This window comes from Spirosoma lituiforme (assembly GCF_054776635.1).
The window spans coordinates 274,241-293,948 of record NZ_BAAHBO010000006.1 but is presented as its reverse complement, the minus strand read 5'-3'; the positions used below and the strand labels follow the sequence as shown (position 1 = coordinate 293,948).

Sequence of the window (19,708 nt, the reverse complement as noted above, 5' to 3'; positions counted from 1 at the left end):
ATTCTGAACCTTATAGAGTCTTCAATGGTGAACCCCTACTTTGTTCACAGTTCTGTCGTTAGCCACCTGATTCCTGCCGTTAGCCGATTCCTGTTTATGCCAAACGGGTGGTTAATGCTGGCGTGCTGGCTACTTATTGGGCTGAGTGTAAGCGTGGGACAAGACAAACCCGCTCCTGCGCCCGCCCGACGCGGAGCTGCCGCCCGACGGCAACAGGCCGCGACCGATTCGGCCCGTGCCGATGCCCGTCGCCGGTCAATTGCGCGTGCTGATTCAGCGAAGCAGGCTATTCAGGATCGAAATGACAGCCTCCGTGCCTTGCGGAGTGCCAACCGCCGACCGACCGTTAACTGGCCCGACCGGCGGGCCACACGATTTTCCGAACGACCGTCTAAATCGCCCTTTATTCTCCGTGATCCAAAAGGCGTTTCGACCGATTTCCGGCTCGCGCCAGATGGCGGAATGGCCGTAACCGAGCGTGTTCGTACGGGGGGATCTCTCTCGGGGGCACCCATGAGCAACACCGCTACCGGTGCCGCACAGGGAGGTGCGGCAACTCCCACCCAGCCTACATCAACCCTACCACCATCCCAGTTTGGCCTACCTTACCGCCCGGCCGAAACGATTCCCTTTTCTACGTTTAACCAGCTTCAGAATCAGCGCGTTGAGCAGAACATCTGGCGGGAAAACAGTGCCAAGCGCGACGGGCAGAGCGCGTTGAGTGGTCGGGGGTTGGTGCCTAAACTCGAGTTGCCACCCGTTATTGACCGTCTTTTTGGGGGTAGTCAGGTCGATTTTAAGCCCAACGGTTTCGTAACGCTCGATTTCGGGTATCTCTATCAGTTTATTGACAACCCGGTTTTGCCCGTTCGGCAGCGCCGGAATGGGAACTTCATATTTAACGAGCAGATCAACATCAACTTCAATGGTAAGATTGGGGAGAAGCTGGGCGTACTGGCTAATTTCGACACAAAGGCTAGCTTCAATTTCGAGAATGCTCTCAAACTTAATTACAAACCGGGTGGCGGTTTGCCCGCTTTAGGTACAGGCCAGGGGCTGCCGGGTATGCCAAGCCTGCCGAGCGTTCCTAACCTGCCGGGTGTTCCCAACCTGCCGGGGGCCAATGGGGCGATGCCGACCTTCACTCCCCAAAATGAAAGTATTCTGCAGGGGCTCGAAGTCGGTAATATTAGTTGGGCGGTTAACAGCCAGTTGATTCCGGGGGTACAGAATCTATTCGGAATAAAAACCCAGCTGCGGTTCGGGAAGCTGAATGCCACACTGGTGGCTTCCCAGCAACGGTCGCGGAAGAACGAGATCGTGTTGCGGGGTGGTACCTCCAATCGGCCATACGAGATCCGGGCCGATCAATACGACGAAAACCGACATTTCTTTTTATCACAGTTTTTTCGGGCCAATTACGAAGCTTCGCTAAAGACGTTGCCGCAGGTAACCTCGGGGGTAAATGTGACACGTGTAGAGGTGTACGTAACGAACCGCACCAATACCACCGAGACGCTGCGGAACATTGTTGGTTTCCAGGATTTAGGCGAAGGAAACCCCTACAATCAGACGAATCCGAACGTGCCTCCGTTTTCCCGGAACAACCGGACGCCGTCGGACAACGCGGCTAATAGTCTGTACAACAGACTGACGGCCAACCAGGCTAATCCGCTCCGGCAGGTAGATCAGACAAATGACATTTTGACCGGCCAGTATCAACTGAACAAAGGCACGGATTATGACCTGCTCCGGGGTGCCAAACGTTTGACCGACCGCGAGTACAAACTTCAGCCCGAACTGGGATATATCTCGCTGGTTACGCCCCTTCGGAACGACGAAATTCTGGCGGTTGCTTACGAGTACACCTACCAGGGCCGGCGTTATAAAGTAGGTGAACTGACGGAAGATTACCAGTCCCGGCAACCGAATGAAGTGCTGGTGTTGAAGCTGTTGAAGTCGGCTACGCTACGCAACAACCTGCAATTGCCCATGTGGAATCTGATGATGAAAAACATCTATTCCCTCCCCACGGCGCAAATTACCCGGCAAGGATTTCAGTTGCGGGTTATTTATAAAGATGACATAACGGGTATTGATAACCCGAACTTGCAGGAGGGTCCCATTCAGAATATTCCGCTGGTGCAGGTGTTTGGTATGGACCGACTCAACCAGCAACTGGATGCTCAACCAGATGGTAACTTTGACTACGTCGAGAACATCACCATTGACAGCCGATACGGGAAGATCATTTTCCCGACTCTGGAACCCTTCGGCGCGTACCTGGCTACCCGGCTTGGTAACGATCCATCACTGAGAGCCAAGTACGTGTTTGACCAGCTTTACCGCACGACTCAGACGGATGCCCAGCAGATTGCGGATAAAAACAAGTTCTTCCTCAAAGGGTCATTTCAATCGGGCAACGGGGCTGAAGTGCAGTTGCCGTTTGGCGTCAATGAACAGTCGATTACGGTTACGGCGGGTGGCGTGCCGCTGATGGCCGCGCAGGATTATGTTTTTGAAGCACAAACGGGGCGGCTACGGATCATCAACGAAAGCGTGACCAATTCCGGTCGTGAAATTCGGATCGGCTACGAACAGCCGGATTTATTCCAGAACCAGATCAGGACGTTGCTGGGTACGCGACTGGATTACGCCATTAACCGGGACGTGAGCATTGGCCTGACGGCGATGCACATGAAGGAAACGCCCGCTGGTTTCCTGACCCGCGTCGCTTTGGGTAACGAGCCCGTCAACAATACGATTCTGGGTCTGAATACGACCATCCGCAAAGATTCACCCGGCCTGACCCGGCTTCTGGATGCGTTACCGGGTATACAAACCAAAGAACCATCGACGATTCAGCTAACGGCCGAAGTTGCCCAGCTCTTTCCCGGCACCAACCAGAAAGCACGGAATGAAAGCTACCTGGATGATTTTGAGGCTGCCCGGACCATCTATGACCTGACCCGTCAGCCCACGCGCTGGCGGCTTGGCGCCACTCCGCAACAGTTTCCGCAGGGTACGTTTGCCGATCCGCTGCCGTTTGCCTACAACCGCGCCCGCATTTCGGTCTACACCGTAGACCCCAGTATTTTCGGCTCAACGGGCACGCTGGGTGTTACGTCGAACATTGACCTGGAGGACGTGAACAAGCATGCGTATGAACGACCCTTCCTGCCGCAGGATTTGTTTCCGGGCCGGTCGGCCAGGGTTGTGCAATTACCCGAGAGTATTTTGGACGTATCCTACTTCCCGAGCGAACGGGGCATGTACAACTACAACACGAACCTGGACGCTAACGGAAACCTACCTAATCCAAGACAGAATTTCGGGGCTGTAACGCGGGCCATCGCTTCGGACATTGATTTCGATAATGCCAACATCGAAAACGTTACGTTCTGGCTGATGGACCCCTTTGTGCAGGGATCGGCGGGGGTAGTGCGGGGCAGTAACGATGATACGAAGAATACCAACAACACGACGGGTGGTAAACTGGTCTTTAACCTCGGCGATATTTCGGAAGATGTCATAAAAGACGGCCGCTACGAGTTTGAAAATGGTTTCCCGGCTAGTGCCGACACGTCAGATACGCGGATTGGTTCGGTTCAGACGACCAACTGGGGAAAAGCGCCAACGCAACAGTTTGTCACCAATGCGTTTCAGAGTGGCGTTCGGGAGCGGCAGGATATTGGTCTGGACGGACTCAGCAGCCAGCCAACACCCCCACCTGGCGTTGTAACGGAACAGAATTTTTTCCAAAATTACCTGCGGACCATTCAAACGCGGGTAACCAACCCACAGGCGCTGTCTGCCATTCAGCAGGACCCCTCGGGCGATGATTTCAAGTTTTACCTGGGCGAAGAAGCGGACCAGCAGAAATACCTGGTGGCGCGCTACAAACAGTATATGGGCATGGAAAATAACTCGCCCGAAAACACCAGTACCAATCAGTACCTGACCCCGGCTTCGTCTACGCTGCCCGATATTGAAGACCTGAACATCGACAACACGATTAATGACAATGAAGCCTATTACGAATACGAGGTAGACCTGCGCCAAGGTAAACTGGAGGTTGGGCAGAAATACATCGTGGATAAGGTATCTGTACCCATGGCGGGTGCTCCGGGGGGCGTGGTTACCTGGTACCAGTTCCGCATTCCGATTCGCGAACCGCTGCGAAAAGTAGGTAGCATCAACGGATTCAAGTCTATGCGCTTCATGCGGATGTACCTGACCGATTTTGCCGAGCCCGTAGTGCTCCGGTTTGCTGAACTGCAAATGGAAGCCAACCAGTATCGGAAATACACCGGCGATCTGACGCAGCGTGGTTTACAGGAAGTCCCCGAACCCTACGACGCTAATTTCACCGTTTCGACAGTTAACGTGGAGGAAAACAGCAGCACGCAGACCTCAACCGCCGGGGGGGCAAAATACATTTATTCGGTACCGCCAGGTTATGTCCGTGACCGCGATTATACCCAGCCAAACGTTGTCGAACTCAACGAACAGTCGATGCGGATGAGCGTGACCAACCTGCGCGATGGTGATTCGCGGGGTGCGTTCAAGAATACCAATTTCAACCTGCTGTTCCGGGAGCGTGTCCGGATGTTCGTGCACATGCACAATCCCGACAACGTAAGTATGCCGGGGGTATCAACGTTTGTGCGGATCGGTACGGATTACACGGAGAACTACTACGAAATCGAGATTCCGAATCTGGTAGCGACGCCACCTGGTCAGTCAACCCCTGAAATTGTGTGGCCTGCGGGTAACGAGCTGGATCTGGCCTTGGACGAATTGATCAATCTGAAAGCCAACCGAAACCGGCTATTCACCCGCCGAACGTCGCTGCCTTATTCCGAACGATCAGCGGATCAGCACTATATATTAACTGTAGTAGGTAATCCTGACCTGAGCTCGGTACAGTCGGTTATGATCGGGGTTCGAAACCCGAAAAATGCGGATGACGGCGAGCAGCCAAAATCATTCACCATCTGGGTCGATGAGTTCCGGGCTTATGGCTACGACCAGCATTCGGGTATGGCGGCTATTGGCGCGCTGAACATGAAACTGGCTGATATTGGTACGTTAACGGCTTCCGGCCGTATTACGACGTTCGGCTTCGGCGGGGTACAGACACGCATTGGTGACCGGGCGCTCGAAACCACCTCCGAGTTCGGGTTTTCATCGGCCCTGTCTGTTGATAAATTCCTGCCCGCCAGTTGGGGACTTCGTATTCCATTGTACGTCAGCTACGACCACCGGAATGTAAACCCGCACTTTGATCCACTCGACCCTGATACACCACTGGAAACTTCCCTGTCGACCAAGCCCGAAAGCGAGCGCGACAGCTATAGCCGGTTGGTGCAGGACAATACAACGCGCCGGGGGTACAACTTCTCGAATGTCAGAAAAATAAAAACGAACCCGAATGCCCGGTCGCACTTCTGGGACGTCGAGAATTTTGCGTTCACCTATGCTTTCAATGATGCCAAACGGACCAATATCCTAACCCAGGAGTATCTTCAGCAACAGCATCGGGGTGGTATTTCGTATACATTCAGCGGTCAGCCCAAGGCGTTTGAACCCTTCCGCAATGTGGCCTCTTTTGAAGCACCTTACCTGCGCTGGCTAAAAGATTTCAATATCACGCTATTGCCTACACTGGTGTCCATCCGAACGGACATGGATCGGAGTTTTATCAAAACACAACTTCGCTCATCGGACCTGACAACCAACGGCATTGTGCCGCAGTACGAGAAATATTTCCTGTTCAATCGCTATTACGACCTGACCTGGAATCTGACGCGCAGTCTGGTGCTGACCTACCATGCGCAGGCCAACGCCATCATCGACGAACCCGCTGGTGACATCAATACCCAGGCCAAGCGGGATTCGATCATCAACAGCATCAAGCACCTGGGCCGGATGAAAAACTTCGTGCAGGACATTCGGGCTACCTATCGGCTACCACTGGACAAAATTCCACTTCTCGACTGGATTGCGGCTGATGCCGTGTACGGCGTTGGGTACCAGTTTCAGGCTAATTCGTTTGGTGTCGTCGATTCGCTGGGCGTGCCCTTCGGTAACATTCTGCGTAACAACCGCGAACGGGGCATTACGGGGCGCGTCGACCTGATCCGGTTGTATAATAAAATCCGGTACCTGCGCTTTGCCAATACACCCGCGCCCGTCCGGAAAAACTTTGCCCGAAACCCCGGTGATATTGAGGACATTGTTCGGGGAGAAAGCAAGGTCTTGAAAAACTTCACCCGGGCGCTGCTCACTGTGCGGGGCATTAATTTCTCCTACGTTCTGCAGGAGTCGACGATTTTGCCAGGCTTCCTGCCGACGCCCAAGCTATTCGGTTTAAGCTCCGAAAATGCGCCCGGACTGGGATTTGTACTGGGTAATCAGGATCATAACATAGCCTACAAGGCTGCCGAAAAAGGCTGGCTGTCACCGAGTACCGTACTCAATACGGCTTTTCAGCAGAACATCACCAAGAAGTTTACGGCCAGTACAACCCTGGAGCCATTTAAAGACTTCAGAATGCAGATCAACTGGCGTCTGGACCGCACGGATGCGTACCAGGAATACTTCCGGCCCGGTTCGCAGGGTGGTCCGTTTGAGACGTTTTCTGCCGTGCGTAATGGCCAGTTCAGCATGTCGTTCTGGTCGTTCCGAACCGCCTTTATCGGTTTGCGCGGCAACAGTACATCGCCCATTTTCGATCGGTTCGAAGCCTATCGGGAGTATTTTATCGAAAAGCTGACGGCTGCCAATCCGGAAAAAACGGGTAAGTACGACAAAACGTCGCAGGATGTGCTGATTCCTGCCTTTTTTGCCGCCTACAGCGGACAGCCCGTTGAGAAAGCACAGTTATCGCCTTTCTACAATTTCCCCCTCCCGAACTGGCAGATTGCCTACAATGGCTTGTCGGGATTAGGATTTATCCGGAAGCGGTTCAGCGCGTTCACCATCAACCATAGCTACTCGTCCACGTACAGCGTCGGTAACTTTATCTCGAATCTGGACTACGGCGCGGCCTACGTCAATCTGGCCGTTCAGGGGTATCCGATGGCGGCTTCTATCAACCAGTTGGGCCAGTATGTTCCCGTCTTTGCGATGAGTACCATTACTATGTCGGAGAAGTTTGCGCCGATGCTTGGGGTACAATTCCAGACGAAAAACCGAATCAGCGGTCGGTTGGAGTACAACCAGAGCCGCGATATTGCGTTGAGTCTGTCGAACTCGCAGGTGGCTGAACTGAGCAACAAAGATCTGACGGCATCGGTCGGATTTACCCGGCAGAATATGCGTATTCCGTTCAGGATCAATGGGGCGTACAAGAAACTGAAAAATGACCTGACTTTCTCCTGTAACCTGACGTTGCGCGATACACGGGCCATTCAGCGGAAACTGGATGCCGAGCAGATCATTACGGCCGGTAACGTAAACTTCCAGTTGCGCCCCCAGATCAGCTATATTGTTAACCGTCGCCTGAATTTCAATTTCTATTTTGACCGGACCTTCAACGATCCGCTGGTATCGAACTCATTCCGTCGGGCAACTACATCGGGCGGTTTCCAGGTGAAATTCAATCTGGCCGAGTAGCTGGGTTGCGCAGCCACTTCGATTAGTAACAATCCCGTTTGTTTGCTGGTTGACTCAAGACATATTAACCAACAGACTATGCATTATAAAACGCTTGGCAATACGGGTGTTCTGGTGTCCGAAATTTGCCTTGGTACCATGACGTTCGGCGGTAGTGGCTACTGGAAAGCCATGGGTGAACTCCAGCAAAACGCCGTCAACGACCTTGTTAAAACCGCGCTGGACAATGGGGTTAACTTCATCGATACCGCTAATGTGTACTCGTTCGGAGAGTCTGAACGCCTGCTGGGTCAGTCTATAAAACTGCTGGGTCTGTCGCGCAGTGAACTCGTCATCGCGACCAAGGTACGGGGTCGGATGGGCGAAGGCAAAAACCAGGTTGGGCTGGGTCGCCTGCAAATCATGCAACAACTGGAAGACAGCCTCAAGCGCCTGCAGGTAGACCATGTTGACTTGTATCAGATTCACGGCTTTGACCCCATAACCCCCCTGGAAGAAACCATGCGGGGGCTGGAAGACGTCGTAAGAAGTGGAAAAGTGCGCTACATCGGCTGCTCGAACCTCGCGGCCTGGCAGGTGATGAAAGCCAATGGGATTGCCGACAAATACGGCTGGTCGAAATTCATCTCCACCCAGAACTATTACTCGGTTGCGGGCCGGGATATAGAGAACGAGATTGTGCCCATGGTGCTGGATCAGCAGATGGCGATTCTGCCCTGGAGCCCCCTGGCGGGTGGTTTTCTGTCCGGTAAATACACACGAGATAATAAACCTGAAAGCGATTCACGTCGGTTGGGATTCGATTTTCCACCCGTTAATCAGGAGCGTGCTTACGACATTATTGATGCAATGAAGCCCATCGCTGATGCGCATGGGGTATCCGTAGCGCGCATTGCGCTGGCCTGGGTGTTGGCTAAACCCGGCGTGACCAGTGTGATCATTGGGGCCAAAAATACGGACCATTTGCTGGATAATATCAAAGCGGTCGACGTAAGCCTGACGACGGAACAAATGGACCAGCTTAACGAAATCAGTGCCACGCCCGCGCCTTATCCGCAATGGATGATCCAGCGGCAGGGTGGTGATCGGTTAGGGGTCGCCAATTTTTCGCCGAACTCGTCGACGGTAGCCCCCAGATAAAGCTGTAAATGGATAAAACCCGGTGGGGAGCCGCTTTGCCGCTAAATCCGGTTTGCAAATCCGGCCCCATCTACCGTATTTTGTGGCCATAAATCAATTCCCCTACAATGACTTTTCCCGCAGAATTAAGCTACACGGAGGACCACGAATGGATTCGGATCGAAGCGGATGGTACCGCCGTGGTTGGAATTACTGAATTCGCACAAAAGGAACTGGGCGATATTATCTTCATCGACGTAGCTACCGTTGGCCAGTCGCTGACCAAAGGCGATGTGTTTGGCGCGGTCGAAGCCGTTAAAACCGTATCAGATCTGTTTTTGCCCCTCGAAGGTGAAATTCTTGAACTGAACCCGGCCATTGAAAAATCACCCGAATTGCTCAATAGCGATCCATACGGAGATGGTTGGATTATCCGACTGAAACCCGTTGATGCATCGCAGCAGGACAGCTTATTAACCGCCGACGCGTATGCGGAATTAGTGGGTGCCTGATGACACGTACTCGAAACCAGAAGGCTCCGCAAGGGGCCTTTTTTTTAAACCATCTTTTTACTTCGGTCCCTTCACTTGAAAAAGAGGAGGGGAGTCCCCCATGCAACTCCTGATTCGTTCTGCCCATATTGTTGATGCTGCTTCCCCGTTTAATGGGCAGGTGCGTGATATTCTGGTCGAAAATGGCTTGATTCGTCAACTTGGTGACGGTATTTCTGCCGACGCTACCGTTCGGGTAATCGAAGCGGATAATCTGTACGTTTCCTCGGGTTGGGTCGATATGCGTGTATCGACGCAGGACCCTGGTTATGAACATAAGGAAGACCTGACAAGTGTTTGCCGGGCTGCGGCTGCCGGTGGATTTACCGACATCGCCGTGTTGCCTAATACACAGCCCGTTGTCGACGCTAAAGGGACCCTGGGCTATGTTCAGCGCATGGGCGAAGGCCAGCCCGTTAGTATTCATGTCATTGCTGCGGTGACTAAAAAAGCCGCCGGGGAAGATTTTACGGAAATGCTCGACCTGCACCACGGTGGTGCCGTTGCTTTCTCGGACGGAGACCATCCACTCCAGAACCCGGACCTGCTGCTCAAAACGCTGCAATACCTGCAACCCATAAATGGCTTGCTCATGAACCGTCCGGAAGAAATGCACTTGACCCGGTTTGGTCAGATGCACGAAGGCATTCAGAGTACACTGCTTGGATTGAAAGGAATACCTGCGCTGGCCGAGGAACTGATGATTGAGCGTGACCTGCGGTTGCTGGACTACGTGATGAGCGAGAAACGGACTGACGAAAATCAAGAAACCGTCGCGTTCGGCAAGATGCCCCCGGTACTCCATTTCTCCACGATTTCCACGGCTCGTTCGGTCGAGCTGATCCGGCAGGCAAAGGCGCAGGGTACCCGCGTTAGCTGCGATGTGGCGGCTCATCAGCTTGTTTTCGATGATTCGGCGCTGGCTGGTTTCGACACAAACCTGAAAGTTAATCCGCCTTTCCGGTCGCCGGACGACGTAGCTGCTTTGTGGGCCGGGCTGGCCGACGGCACCATCGATGCCATTGTATCCGATCATACCCCACAGGATGCGGAGAGCAAAAATCTGGAATTCGACCAGGCCGAGTTTGGCATAATTGGGCTCGAAACAGTTTTTGCCAGCACCATTACCCACAACCGGGCGTTGCCTTTAGCCCAACTGATCGACAAACTGGCAACCCGACCCCGGCATATTCTGCGCCTTCCGGCCCTGAGTATTGCCGAAGGGCAACCCGCCAGCCTGACGCTATTCGACCCAACCGGTACCTGGACGTACAACCGGACGCACTCTAAATCAAAAAACTCACCGTTTCTGGGTCAAACGTTCACTGGCCGTGTTATTGGCACAGTCCATCGTGGCCAATTTACTCCTACCGTATGAAAAGTATCCTTCGTTATTTTTCGCATCCATTGCTAAAAATTCCCCTTTTATCGGGCTTGGCCACGGGTGTTCTGTGCTTTCTGTATTTTCTTGTCCTATACGCCATTGGCATCCCGGCTCTGGGCAATGTCCGGGTGCTTGATTATGGTATTCACATCATCACAATTCTGGGTACCATCTGGTATTACCGGAAGTATGTAGGCCACGGGCAACTGCATTTATGGGAAGGGCTTACCATTGGTTATGTGCTCAATACGGTAGCGGCTCTGGTAACGGGATGGCTTATTTACCTGTTTGTGACCCAGATTGAGCCGGGCGTTTTCGCTGAATATGTAACCAATTCCAAAAAACTGCTGCTCGAAGGGAAGAAACAGATTACCGACCAGTTTGGCCCGGAAACGTTTGCTGAGCAATGGCGAAAAGTATCGACCATGGAGCCGGGTGTTTTGCTGCCCGATGAACTGACCAAAAAAACAGCACTGGCCGTACTTCCCGTACTCGTCATTTCGCTAATTTTCCGGAAACAGGATTATAGTATTATGCAAGATAACACCTTATGAATGACCAACCCTCTACTGCACGTACGGCCCTGAAATGGGGCGCAATTCTTGGTCTTGTGCTGATGGCTATCACGCTGATCATGTACCTGACCGACCAGTCGACGAACCCCCTATTCAGCGGCCTCACGCTTGGGGCAGTCGTTGCGCTGTTGGTGCTGGCGATGCGGGATTACCGAACCCTCAATGGCGGTTACATGACCTACAGCGAAGGACTGGGTATTGGAGCCCTCCTCTCTGCGGTGGCCGGCCTGCTATCATCGGCTTTCAGTACATTTTACAATGTGGTGATTGACCCTACCGTTCAGCAGCGCGCTATGGAACAGGCGCGCGAAAAAATGGAAGCGCAGGGAAACATGTCCGACGAGTCAATTGACCAAGCTATGGAATGGTCACAAAAGCTCCAGTCTCCTGGCTTCACGTTCATTGCCGGAGTTTTCGGTACAGTCATTGTCGGGTTTCTTTTGTCGCTGATTGTAGCCGCCTTTATACGGCGCAATAAGGCAAATCCGTTTGAGTAAATGGGTTCTACGGTGTATGATTTTTGGTTTACGGCTGTTCCTGCTCTAGCCTCTCATTTGCCAAAATCCGCATACCGATAACTGAATACCCTAAACCGTTTTTTTGTGCTGGCTATCTTTCGAAAAGAGATCAACCAATTTTTCTCGTCGCCCATCGCCTACATCATCATGGGCGTGTTTTTAACGGCGGTCGGTTTGCTGCTCTGGATTTTTCCGGATACGAGCCTGCTGGAAAATGGCTATGCCGATATGGGCACGTTTTTTAATCTTGTGCCCTACGTGATGCTGTTTCTGGTTCCGGCCATCACTATGCGATCCATCGCCGATGAGGTGCGGTCCGGTACACTCGAATGGCTGCTGACCAAGCCGGTGAGCCGATGGGGTGTAGTCGGCGGGAAATTTCTGGCGAGCTGGCTGCTCGTTATTCTGACATTGCTCCCAACGCTGATCTATTATATTACCTTGTACCAGCTCGGTTCGCCCGTTGGTAATATCGACTCGGCCGGGGTATTTGGCTCTTACGTTGGGTTGTTTCTGCTGGCTGGCGTATTCGTAGCTATTGGTTTATGGGCATCGGCGCTCAATGATAATCAGGTAGTTGCCTTTGTTCTTGGCGTATTTTTCTGCTTCTTGCTGTACGCAGGTCTTAGTGCGCTGGCGGGTCTGTCCATAGCCGGAAATTTTTCGTATTATGTGTCGTTACTGGCGCTCGATGAACAGTACCGGTCGCTTGGCCGGGGCGTGATCGACTCGCGGAATGTTATTTATCTGATTAGTCTTATCTTTCTGTTTCTCTTCCTTACGGCCAACGGGCTGAAATCGACCAAATGAAACTGACTCCTACATTATTCCGCTGGCTGGCCATTATCTGGACCGTCATCATGCTGATCGGTTGTTTAACTCCTCATACAGAACTGCCGGATGAACTAGTGAGCTTGAACGATAAAGCCCAACACATTGCCATATTTGCGCTGTTTGCCTTGCTCTGGCGCCTGGCTGGTTTTAAGCTTTTTACGGTCGCCGTTGTCGGATTTGCGTTCGGAGCACTCATCGAAGTGCTTCAATATGTGCTGCCAATTAATCGCAGCGCCGACTGGGCCGATCTTTTTGCTGACAGCATCGGTGTCGTTGCCGGTGTCTTATTGGCTCCGCTCGCCCAGAAAATAGTAGACAGCATCAGCGGGAAGCTGATCAGTGAGTAGGCATCAAGAGTAGCAGCTTTTGACAGAGTGCGTGCTTCCTGGGGCATATTTATAGCAAAGCAGCCAACGACAGCCGTACCCTCTTTGCATGTTATTAGATGATCCATAGAACGGCTAGATGGCCCCTGGAAAAATAAAGTTGACTTTAACGAGGTGAAATTCAATTCGAAACCTTTAATTTCGTTAACATACTAATGAGGTTCAGACAGTTTCTATTGTCGTCCAAAGCGAAATCGAAACGGTCTGAACCTTTTTATTTATATCCTTAACTTCAATACGCGTACATGAAGGTACTGAGCACCCTCCATGACCCCACTTTTACGGGTCGTGATTACAGTCGGCTTGACCGATTCTTTCTACAGTATATCAAAGATGAGCGTGATCTGCCCTTTATCTACCTTACTTTACGAATTAGTCTGACCCTGATTCCCCTGAGCGTCCTGCTGTTCATGCCTTTCCTGACGGGCTGGGCCTGGTGGGCCGTCGCGGTTCTTCATTTTGGCTTCAGTAATTTCGGCGTTAAAGGCCCCTTTGGTCTGATGCTTCACTGCACGAGCCACCGGCAGTTTTTCAAGACGGAATACAATTGGATGAACTATTACCTGCCCTGGGTATTGGCACCATTTTTCGGGCATACGCCGGAGACGTACTACAGTCACCACATTGGTATGCACCATCCCGAAAATAATCTGGAAGAAGACGATAGCAGCACGATGACCTTTCAGCGTGATAGCTTCCGGAGTTTTCTGGCTTACTTTGGCCGGTTTTTTGTAATCGGTGTACGGAATTTATTAACCTACCTACGTCGGAAAAACCGCCCGAAACTAGCCGTTCGTGCCATGACAGGGGAGCTTGTTTTTGCCGCTGTCTGCATTGGACTTAGCTTTATAAGCTTGCCTGCCGTAATCGTTGTGTTTATCTTCCCGCTGTTTATTTATCGGTTAATCGCCATGGTAGGTAACTGGACACAACACGCTTTTGTGGATAATGAAGACCCTGGTAATGCCTATAAAAACAGCCTGACCTGCATCAATGTGAAGTATAACCGGAAGTGCTGGAACGATGGATACCACATCAGCCACCACGTTCGGCCAGCTATGCACTGGACAGAACACCCAACATTTTTCCTGAAAACAATTGATAAATACGCTCAGAATAAAGCTATTATCTTCGACGGAATAGATTTTGGACAGGTGTTCTTCCTGCTGATGCGTCAGAAATATGATGTGCTGGCGCAGCACATGGTGAATGTGAACGGCGCTTTTGCCGATGATAACGAGGCCATTGCCCTGCTGCGTCGCCGGACAAGACGGATTCAGACTCCGGCAAGTAGCAAGCCAAGTATCCCGGCCAGATCGCGGGTAGCTGTGGCAACGGCTTAGAAAACAAACAAAAAGTGGTCAGCCATATGGACGTTCGTCATGTCCACATGGCTGACCACTTTTTGTTAACTATTATCGCCGTCGATTCGCTTTTCGATGATGCGTTGAATACCCGCTGGTACGTTCGACAGGAAATTATAGCTGGTCAGGCTTTCCAGGTCATCTACACTCGTCACATAAGCCCGCCAGGGCTTCTCCGCGGCCGATTGATTGTTCGGGATATTAACGGCAATAATTCGGGTGTCGGTGGAAATCCGGGCGGCATCATCGGAGCCGGTCGGTAGCACTACAATAATTTTCCATAAGGTAGCCGGAACCGTTAATCGTCCACTGGCAAGTGTGGTTGCATACCCATTTTGCCCGGTGCCGCCAGCGCCCCAGGTCCCGGCAATAACGTATACTTCATTGCCGTTGGTTAGTAGTTGCCGTTCGTATTCTTCCAGATTTTTCCAGATTTCCCGATTATGACGGGGTGCTTGTGGCACGATGTTGGTTAGGAGAAACGTGGCAGCATTTTCCTCGGGCGTGGCGTCGCGGTCGTCGGATGGGCAAAGGTGCCCCCGGTCAAAACCCGTGTTGGTGTAATCCGACGGTTTGGCGGCATACCAGCCCGCGGGCAGCGTAGCATCAGGGCGAAAGTCATTGGTTCGACGGCTGTCGCCTTTCCAGGCTGAACTCAGATGCCAGCTAACCCAGTTAGCAAGGCCCCGCCCTCGGTTGTAGGAGAGTACATATTCCGGCTTGACCATCAGGTAGTTGTTGGGGTAGCTGACCGATGCACCGCTTGGATTGCCCAGCGCCAGGTTATCGTCGCGGGTGGGTTCGGTTGAGCCGGAACTGGATGGGCTGGTTGACTTGGGAATCCGGGTGGGCAGGCACCCGTTCAACAGAATCCCCAGGCTAAATGCTAAGACAATAGTTTTGAGTTGATTGAGGTCTTTCATTGATTTTGCTGACATTCTTACGGAACTTTGACAGAGTATAAATGTAACGATTCTCGAAACAACCCACCGTTGAAATAGACTAAAGACTAAAACTGACCTGAAATAGATAAGTTATCTGCTGCTATGGCAAAAAAAAAGCAATCATCAGGCGCTGACAATGCTCGCCCGGCTCCCGAAAAGCCAGCTGCTCCCAAACCGGCGTCGGTTACGCCACAGATTCCTAACCGCCCTGCTACCGCCCGGGATGCCACTCAGCGTCCTGCAACGGCAAAAGCGACCAGTGACGCCCCTGACTCCGACTTGCCCATCAGCAAGCGTGCCGTTGACTGGTGGCCGCCTATCGTGCTGGCGCTGCTTGGTTTTGCCTTGTATATCAACACGTTTGGCCACCAGTATGCCCTCGATGATATTGCGGCAGTGGGGCAGAACTTGTTCGTAAAACGCGGAATTGCTGGTATTCCCGACTTGCTTCGCACAGAATTCTGGCACTTCAGCAACATCTCGCTGGGCTACTATCGCCCTTTGTCGTTGATCACTTTCGCGCTCGAACAGGAATATTTTAAGGATAATCCGAACATCAGCCATATGATCAACGCGGGTCTTTATGGCCTTACGGGGCTGGTTATCGGTGTGTTGCTTCAGAAATGGCTGGCCAACCAAACGATCACGGCTTTTCTGATTGGTCTGGTGTTTATGGCCCATCCCCTCCACACGGAGATTGTTGCCAACATCAAGGGGCGTGATGAAATCCTGAGTTTCCTGTTTATTGCCCTGATGTTGCTATCGCACTGGCGCTATCTTGAAACCAACCAGTCGGGTTGGATCGTGGGGGCCTGTGCATCGTTGTACCTGGCATTTCTATCCAAAGAATCGTCCATTGTCAGTCTGGCACTGATTCCGGCCATGCAGTACTGGTTTGCCCGCCGGAACGTGTGGCAGTCGCTGATTAGCCTCTGGCCGTTTTTGATTGTAGCCGCGCTGTTTTTTTACCAAAAGCAGAAGATGATTGGCACCCTGAGCGGAACTCCTCCCGTCGACTGGGCCAACTACCCATACGCCATTGAGAAGACGCAGAAATCGACCATGTTTAAGTTTTTAGAGTACTACATTCGGTTGATGATTTTGCCCCATCCGCTCGTTTATGATTACTCGTACAATGTAATTCCGTCGGGGGGAAAGGGTGACCTACTAACCTGGGCTGGCTTTTTTACATTACTCGGCTTACTCTGGCTGGCCTGGAAAGGCTTTGTTAAACGCACGCTTTGGGGCTTCGGTATTTTCTGGTTCTTCGTTACAATGGCACCGGGTTTAGGTTTCATCTGGATCCGGGGTGGTATTTTTGCCGAACGGTTTTCGTACGCGGCCGTTATGGGCTTTGGCTTTGTGCTGATCTGGGCGCTTCAGAAATTCCTGGTGCGTAAGCCAGCCGATTCGACGGTAGCGACCACTCAGTCTGTATGGGCGCGGTATGCTCCATTGCTTGGGCTGATGGCTGTCGTAACAGGCTTGTACTCGTTCAAAACCATTGAGCGGAACCGCGATTGGGAGAATAACTTTATCTTATTTAATTCGGCTTTGCCCTACGCGCCCAATAGTTGCCAGGTGCAGCGACACGTCGCTAACGAGTGGATTGAGAAAGGCGTGAAAGACCGTGCGAAAGCCGATTCGATTGCCAACGCCACGAATGCCATTAAACCCAAGCCAACCCCCGAGCAAATTAAGAAGGCGCAGATACTGATTGATACTGCTGTGGCTCAGGCCAATAAGCACGGACGCTGGGCACTCGATCACCTGCAGGAATCGACCCGGATTTATCCGAGCTTCGGTGAAGCGTATTTCTCGATGGCCTACGTGTTTCAGAAAATCACGCCCAACGTCGATTCGGCCAAGTACTACTACAAACAGACGATTCGGGCCGCCAATGCCTATGCGCCTGCTTACAACAACCTTGGGGTAATTTATCAGGGTGAAGGCATTGCGCAGAACAACCGCCAAAAACTGGAACTGGCTTCGTATTACTACAACCGCTCGATGGTTGTGAATCCCGCCTACGTAGATGGCCAAAACAACCGGGCCAACCTTTTTAAAGCAACCGGCATCGACGTAAGCATGCTACCCGATTCGATTGTGAATAAGTACTAGTTCCACCAATGCATTGGTAGCTGATGTGGCGTCAGTGTCTTAGAACTGACTCCACTGTAGTTATAAATTGTAATTCGGAAGGGGCCGCTTGTCACGACGAGCGACCCCTTCTGCGCAAAGACGACTACGCACTCATCAACTCCTTGAGAATCTTTTGCGCGGCTACTGCAATAACAGTGCCTGGGCCAAAAATGCCTTTAACACCCGCATCGTACAGATACTGATAGTCGCCTGCCGGAATGACACCACCGGCAATGACCATGATGTCACCACGGCCAATGTTCCTGAGTTCATCAACAAGCTGCGGCACTAATGTTTTGTGGCCTGCTGCCAGACTGGATACCCCTACGATGTGTACATCGTTTTCGGCTGCCTGTCGGGCCACCTCTTCCGGCGTCTGAAACAAGGGGCCCATGTCTACGTCAAAGCCAAGATCGGCGAAACTGGTTGCAATGATTTTAGCGCCCCGGTCATGGCCATCCTGTCCCATTTTAGCAACCAGAATCCGGGGCCGGCGGCCGTCGAGTTCGGCAAACTGATCACTCATCTCGCGGGCGAGACGGAAGTTTTCGTCGTCCGAAATCTCTGCCGAATAGATACCTGATACGGCTCGAATGGTGGCCTTATGACGGCCAAATGCGTTTTCCATAGCGTCGGAGATTTCGCCCAGGGTAGCGCGGTGGCGAGCCGCGTCAACAGCGAGCGCTAACAGATTTGTGGAGGCATGGCCAGCGTTTAGAGCCGCTTCCGTAAGATTGGCCAGTGCCTGGTCCACTTGCGGCTGATTTCGGGATTCTTTCACGATGCTCAGCCGTTTCAACTGGCTTTCCCGCACGGCCTGATTGTCAATGTCGAGAAGTTCTATCGTCGTCTCTGAAGCGGGTTTGTACCGGTTCACGCCCACAATGACATCTCTACCCGAATCGATACGGGCCTGTTTTTGGGCAGCGGCCTCTTCGATGCGGAGTTTGGGCAGTCCGGTTTCGATCGCTTTTGTCATACCCCCCAGCTCTTCCACTTCTTCGAGCAACGCCCAGGCTTTGTCAACCAGCTCTTTTGTCAGGAACTCAACGTAATAGGATCCGCCCCAGGGATCAACGGCCCGCGTAATATCGGTTTCATGTTGTAGGTAAAGCTGGGTATTCCGGGCAATGCGGGCTGAAAAGTCGGTTGGTAAAGCAATAGCTTCGTCCAGCGAATTAGTATGCAGACTTTGCGTGCCGCCCAGTACCGCTGCCAGAGCCTCAATGGTTGTGCGGGCCACATTGTTGAACGGATCCTGTTCCGTTAAGCTGTAGCCTGATGTCTGACAATGGGTGCGCAAAGCCAGTGATTTGGCATTCTTAGGGTCAAACTGCTTAATAATTTTGGCCCACAGAAGTCGTCCCGCCCGGAGTTTGGCAATCTCCATAAAGTGGTTCATTCCAATGCCCCAAAAAAATGAAAGGCGTGGCGCAAAAGCGTCGATGCCCATGCCCGCCCTGAGGCCCGTCCGGATGTATTCGAGTCCATCGGCCAGGGTATACGCCAGTTCGAGGTGGGCCGGGGCACCTGCTTCGTGCATGTGGTAGCCGCTGATGCTGATCGAGTTGAACTTTGGCATATGCCGGGCGGTATACGCGAAAATATCCCCCACAATACGCATGGACGGTGCGGGCGGATAGATGTACGTATTCCGAACCATAAACTCTTTTAAAATGTCGTTCTGGATCGTACCCGACAGTTTCTCCGGTGGAACGCCCTGTTCCTCGGCCGCAACGATGAAAAAGGCCATAATGGGTAACACGGCTCCGTTCATAGTCATCGATACCGACATTTGATCGAGGGGAATCTGGTCGAAAAGAATTTTCATGTCTTCAACCGAGTCGATGGCTACCCCGGCCTTCCCGACATCGCCCACAACGCGCGGATGGTCGGAGTCGTAGCCCCGATGCGTAGCCAGATCGAAGGCAACGGAGAGTCCTTTTTGCCCCCCCGCCAGATTACGCCGATAGAACGCGTTCGACGCTTCGGCGGTTGAAAAGCCCGCGTACTGACGGATGGTCCAGGGTTGCCGAACGTACATGCTGGCGTAAGGTCCGCGCAGAAATGGTGGAATGCCAGCTGTGTAATTCAGGTGATCGGTTGTCGCTATGTCCGCAGCCGTAAAGCGGGGTTTAAGTTTAATGCCTTCAGCCGTTGGGAAAGAAGCCGACGCTGGACCCGGAGGCAGTCGTACTAGTTCATTACCCGTTGTTGATGGAGTCGGTAGGGTGGCGAAGGAAGGTCTCATAGGTCGTGTTGCTAAAAACA

Annotated in this window: 12 protein-coding genes; 10 read left to right on the top strand and 2 right to left on the bottom strand. The window is 52.4% G+C overall.

Annotated features, from left to right (window positions below; translation table 11 throughout):
- Positions 1-24 precede the first annotated feature (24 nt).
- The 9 genes from sov to ACYU87_RS20355 all read left to right on the top strand — a co-directional run bounded on the left by sov (position 25) and on the right by ACYU87_RS20355 (position 14,330).
- On the top strand, positions 25-7,620 hold the full coding sequence (gene sov, locus ACYU87_RS20395) for a T9SS outer membrane translocon Sov/SprA (RefSeq protein WP_461135946.1): 7,596 nt from the start codon (positions 25-27) through the stop codon (positions 7,618-7,620).
- Between the two features lie 78 nt (positions 7,621-7,698).
- Positions 7,699-8,760: an aldo/keto reductase gene (locus tag ACYU87_RS20390; protein ID WP_461135945.1), complete on the top strand. Its 1,062-nt coding sequence runs from the start codon at positions 7,699-7,701 to the stop codon at positions 8,758-8,760.
- A 107-nt stretch (positions 8,761-8,867) separates the two neighbouring features.
- The gene (gcvH, locus tag ACYU87_RS20385; protein ID WP_461135944.1) at positions 8,868-9,251 is read left to right on the top strand and encodes a glycine cleavage system protein GcvH; all 384 of its coding nucleotides are present in this window, start codon (positions 8,868-8,870) and stop codon (positions 9,249-9,251) included.
- 100 nt (positions 9,252-9,351) lie between these two features.
- Positions 9,352-10,668, top strand: coding sequence for a dihydroorotase (locus tag ACYU87_RS20380; RefSeq protein WP_461135943.1), 1,317 nt, complete (start codon positions 9,352-9,354; stop codon positions 10,666-10,668).
- Positions 10,665-11,228, top strand: a complete 564-nt coding sequence (locus tag ACYU87_RS20375) for a DUF4199 domain-containing protein (protein WP_461135942.1) — start codon at positions 10,665-10,667, stop codon at positions 11,226-11,228. The genes ACYU87_RS20380 and ACYU87_RS20375 overlap by 4 nt, the downstream gene beginning before the upstream one ends.
- Complete coding sequence (locus ACYU87_RS20370) at positions 11,225-11,746, top strand: DUF4199 domain-containing protein (protein ID WP_461135941.1); 522 nt, start codon at positions 11,225-11,227, stop codon at positions 11,744-11,746. Before ACYU87_RS20375 ends, ACYU87_RS20370 begins: the two co-directional genes overlap by 4 nt.
- Positions 11,747-11,851: 105 nt before the next feature.
- Positions 11,852-12,577 (top strand): gliding motility-associated ABC transporter permease subunit GldF, encoded by a 726-nt coding sequence (gene gldF / locus ACYU87_RS20365; RefSeq protein ID WP_461135940.1) that lies wholly within the window; start codon positions 11,852-11,854, stop codon positions 12,575-12,577.
- Complete coding sequence (locus tag ACYU87_RS20360) at positions 12,574-12,948, top strand: VanZ family protein (protein ID WP_461135939.1); 375 nt, start codon at positions 12,574-12,576, stop codon at positions 12,946-12,948. The genes gldF and ACYU87_RS20360 overlap by 4 nt, the downstream gene beginning before the upstream one ends.
- Before the next feature lie 284 nt (positions 12,949-13,232).
- Positions 13,233-14,330, top strand: a complete 1,098-nt coding sequence (locus ACYU87_RS20355; protein ID WP_461135938.1) for a fatty acid desaturase family protein — start codon at positions 13,233-13,235, stop codon at positions 14,328-14,330.
- A 65-nt stretch (positions 14,331-14,395) separates the two neighbouring features.
- On the opposite strand, the gene ACYU87_RS20350 is transcribed toward ACYU87_RS20355, so the two are convergent.
- Positions 14,396-15,289 (bottom strand): DNA/RNA non-specific endonuclease, encoded by an 894-nt coding sequence (locus ACYU87_RS20350; RefSeq protein WP_461135937.1) that lies wholly within the window; start codon positions 15,287-15,289, stop codon positions 14,396-14,398.
- 108 nt (positions 15,290-15,397) lie between these two features.
- Between ACYU87_RS20350 and ACYU87_RS20345 the strand changes: the two genes are divergently transcribed.
- Complete coding sequence (locus ACYU87_RS20345; protein ID WP_461135936.1) at positions 15,398-17,416, top strand: tetratricopeptide repeat protein; 2,019 nt, start codon at positions 15,398-15,400, stop codon at positions 17,414-17,416.
- 124 nt (positions 17,417-17,540) lie between these two features.
- Here the strand turns inward: ACYU87_RS20345 and scpA are convergent, their stop codons facing one another.
- Entirely contained in the window at positions 17,541-19,688 is a 2,148-nt protein-coding gene (gene scpA / locus ACYU87_RS20340; protein WP_461135935.1) for a methylmalonyl-CoA mutase, read from the bottom strand.
- Positions 19,689-19,708 lie beyond the last annotated feature (20 nt).